Genomic DNA, 3585 nt, shown 5'->3' on the forward strand with positions numbered 1-3585 from the left:
CGAACACGTAGCTGTCGGTACGCCACTGGCCGTTGGCAGGGTTCTGCCACTTCCGGCGGTGGAGGTACCACTTCAGCTCGAGCTCCTTGAGGCCCGACTGGACCGAGTCGCGGCCGTCCTTCTCGGAGGCCTTGGCGATCGACGCAGCGTCGGTCGCCCAGTTCTCGGTGTGGCTGAGGATGTAGCTCAGAATCCCTCGGGCCTTGAACGACAGCTCCTTGTTCCGGAGCAGCCGGTTGTCGAGCTCTGTCCAGCCGTTCTTAGGGCGGGGTGCGCGGAAGATGGTCACGCGGCACCGCCCATCCGGAGGTCGCTGATAGCCCGGCGTACCTGCGTCCGGGGCATGCGAACTCGCTGGGCGATCGCGCCGACAGGATCCGGCTCGACGTCGGAGAGGTCGAGCAAAGCCAAGTGGACAGCCTGCTGGCCGTAGGTCGGACGTTCGGGGTGGCGCGGCTGGTTTTGGATAGGGGTGTGCCCTAGCATCGAGGTACTCGCTTCTGCGTCGAAGGTGGGAGCGGGTCAGCCGACAGCAGTTGCTGCTGCTAGGTCGGCCTTAGCGTGAGGGGCCTCGCCGAACCGGCGGGGCCCTTCTGCTGTTCCTGTGGAGTTGTCTTCGCCGACCGTAGCGCTAGGCGACTGGCCAAATGCGCTGACACTCCGATCCTCGATCTGGTCCTCCTCCGCGCGGACCAGGAGGTACGCGGCGAGGGAGAGGCCGCGTGCCTGTGCCTTCTCCTTGATGAAGTCCCGATCCTCCGGCGACATGCGCGCGGTCAGCTGGGCGGCCTGGTCGTACGGGCGCGGAGCGCGCCGGCGTGACCTCCGGGAGGCACTGTCGTTACTCGTCTGGCTGCTCATGGCAACACGAGTACGGCCGAACTGAACCACTTTGTGGGAGCTGTCCGGTGTCGTTGGGCTAGCCAGTGGCGTTACATTGTTCATTGCGAGGTACTCCGAGTTCCGCACTGTGGTGGTGGGGGCTAGGTCTTTCTTCGCTTCGGGAGGTCCGCCGGTTTGGTCGCCGGCAGGGCCTCCCGCTTCGTTGTGTCACCTGTTGGTCTGCTCCCGGTTTGGTCGGTCCGGGAGCAGACCAACAGGCCTCGATCAAAGGTTGATACGTCGAACGTTCAACAAGTTGTACAGCTGGCGCGAACGTTACTCTGTGTGCCTAATGGCCGCTAGTGACTCCCCAGTAGCCAGGGGCGAAAATGTAATCGGTTTCATCTTGAGATTCCCCCGAATCGTCACCGCCCCGAGGCCACCGTAACCCCTGTCCCCGCAGGGATAACACCGACCTCGCCGGGCGTGCCGTTACCGGAAATGCCACTTCCTGCAATTTCCTCATCGTCGGCGGGTCCGGGCTGCGAAGCCGGCGCCAGCGTGGCAGCGTGCGTCCCCGCCCGCATCAGGTACGTCCCGAGCTGGATCCGCTCGCCGTCGACCCCCGAGGGGATCGGGACCGCCATGATGCCGAGCTGTTGCGCCCGGGCGTACGCCTTGCGCCAGCCGAGCACGTCGCCCGGCGGGATCTGCTCCATCTCCCCGATGAAGTCGTGAACGACCTGCGGATCCGGCCCGTTCGCCGCCGCTGGCCGCGAGACACGCTCCCCGCCGGCCGGGGCAGTGGAGCCATGCGGGCGGTCCGCGGGGCGCTGGGAGGCCTGCCGAGCGTCTTGCGGACCGGCCCAGCTGGCAACCTCCTCCTCGACATACGCGTCGACGGACAGCGGCGTGTAGTCCCGCTCACCCACCTCGCCGTCCAGGCCGAGCATCACCAGCAGGTTCTCAATCTTGAAGTTGTCGAGCTTGAGCGCGTCGCCCGGCTCCAGTTGCAGCCGCGTCGAAACGACACCGGTCAGGTAGGCCTCCCGGCGGCGGGGCATCTCGACGATGCAGGTCGCGTCGAACGGGAGGTTCTTCTCGGCCCGGACCTTCATCGTCTTGTCCGTGGTCGGCTTGCCGTTCTTGTCCAGGACCGTGACCTCTTCGAGCCGGGTCGTGATGATCACCGGCCCGTCGTGCTTCCGGAGCAGGTCGACCAGCTTGTACCAGCGCGATTTCGCGACGTTCCACTGGTCCATTGTGATCACCGGGCCACCCTCCTCGGAGGGCTTCGACGGCCGGGCGCGGTTCCCGAACCTCTTCGCCTTCTCCTTCTCCCGGCGGATCGACACCGACTGCTGCTCAGTGCCGAGCAGGTCCCAGACCTGCGTACCGGAGTCGACGACGATGCAGTTCGGTTTGCCGTCGACCCGGTCCTGCCGCGAGGCCGCCCACACGCCGTTGATGATGCTGTTGTACGAGCCGTCGTGCTCGACGATGTCGAAGTCGGCGCCGGGGATCGCGCCGTACTCGTCGACCGTCACCTCGCCGATCGGTACGACGTAGGTGCGTCCGACCAGGTTGCTCGCGGAGAACTCGGCCCAGGCCCAGCTCTTGCCGGACTTCTCTGCGCCGGCGAGCAGGATGAACGGCCAGCCGGGCTTGCCGGTGGGCTTCCTGGTCTTGAATTCGTACTGCGTCACAGGGGTTCCTCCTGAGGTTGACTCAGCGGTGGGGACCGTCACCCCCAACCGCAAAGTGTTAGGGCCTCAGTCTAATGCATGTGGGCTAGCCCGCAAGCTTGTATGCATGCATGTTGGCAACAATGCCACGAGGCCCACACCCCGGACAGGGAGCGGGCCTCGTTGCCTCAGGCATCGTCAGCTGGAAGCCGTTGACGGTCGGTCCCAGCGGTCGCTGTAGTGCTTGCCGTTCAGGCGGTACCGGGCCATAAACCACGCGGCCGCGGCCATGACTGCGGTCTTGCCGACGAGCACGACCAGGGCGATGAGGCCGGCCTTGGAGGTCACGTCGAGGCTGCCTGTCTGGACAGCTGCGATGACGGCAGCACTAACCGCGGCAGCGACGTCGAACGCGAGTCCCTGGACCCACGTCCGGATCGACTTCGCCTTAGGCGAGTCGGAGTGCAGCAGCCAGGTAATCCACTTCATTGGAGTTCTCCTCAGGGGACGATGCGGTAGCCGTCGTGAGCCATCACGGCGGCGGTCTTGGGGCCGAAGACGCCGTCCACTACCAGCCCGAACCGGCGCTGGAGCTTGCGGACGATCCCGGTGAACTGCGCGCCAGCCGAGGACCAGTCGTCCTGGCGGATGAACGTCTCCCAGACGCGCATGTCGCGGTCGCTGGCAACGCCGAGACGGTTGCACCAGCGAACGAAGAGGCGCGCGGTCGCGAGCGCGGTGACCTGGCCGGAGCGGAAGAACTCACCCTTCGCGGCGTACTGGATGTGCGACATGTCCACGATCGCGCCGAGGACCTTGGTGTCGCCGGCCTTGAGCTTGGCCGCGACGCGAGCGACAGCGGCGGGCGACCCGACGATCTCGAAGTGCATCCCGTCGACGGTCTTGGTGTAGTCCTCGCCCCAGCGGATGACGTTCCGGTCGGTGACCGAGTCGACGTAGTCCTTCAGGTGGCCATGGACAGCGGCCTTCTCGGAGGCCGACCACGTCCCGTGCGCGCCGTTCGGGTGCTTGGTCGCGTTGTAGTCAGCCGCGGTGCCGCTGGCGTGATTGGACAGCG

At 66.1% G+C, this 3585-nt stretch carries 6 protein-coding genes; all 6 read right to left on the reverse strand.

Annotated features, from left to right (window positions below):
* Positions 1–289, reverse strand: a 289-nt coding sequence (locus A3ES_RS0145195; RefSeq protein ID WP_020393430.1) for a helix-turn-helix domain-containing protein, incomplete at its 3' end; no start/stop codon positions are given.
* Entirely contained in the window at positions 286–411 is a 126-nt protein-coding gene (locus tag A3ES_RS56900) for a hypothetical protein (RefSeq protein ID WP_272944673.1), read from the reverse strand. The genes A3ES_RS56900 and A3ES_RS0145195, both read right to left, overlap by 4 nt.
* Positions 412–522: 111 nt before the next feature.
* Positions 523–861, reverse strand: a complete 339-nt coding sequence (locus tag A3ES_RS0145205; protein ID WP_020393432.1) for a plasmid mobilization protein — start codon at positions 859–861, stop codon at positions 523–525.
* A 386-nt stretch (positions 862–1247) separates the two neighbouring features.
* Complete coding sequence (locus A3ES_RS52100; RefSeq protein ID WP_020393433.1) at positions 1248–2528, reverse strand: hypothetical protein; 1281 nt, start codon at positions 2526–2528, stop codon at positions 1248–1250.
* A 177-nt stretch (positions 2529–2705) separates the two neighbouring features.
* Positions 2706–2996: a hypothetical protein gene (locus A3ES_RS0145215; RefSeq protein WP_020393434.1), complete on the reverse strand. Its 291-nt coding sequence runs from the start codon at positions 2994–2996 to the stop codon at positions 2706–2708.
* An 11-nt stretch (positions 2997–3007) separates the two neighbouring features.
* The coding region (locus A3ES_RS0145220; protein ID WP_026163809.1) for a M15 family metallopeptidase at positions 3008–3585 on the reverse strand (578 nt) is incomplete at its 5' end.

This window comes from Kribbella catacumbae DSM 19601 (genome assembly GCF_000372465.1).
In the GTDB taxonomy this organism is placed as follows: domain Bacteria; phylum Actinomycetota; class Actinomycetes; order Propionibacteriales; family Kribbellaceae; genus Kribbella; species Kribbella catacumbae.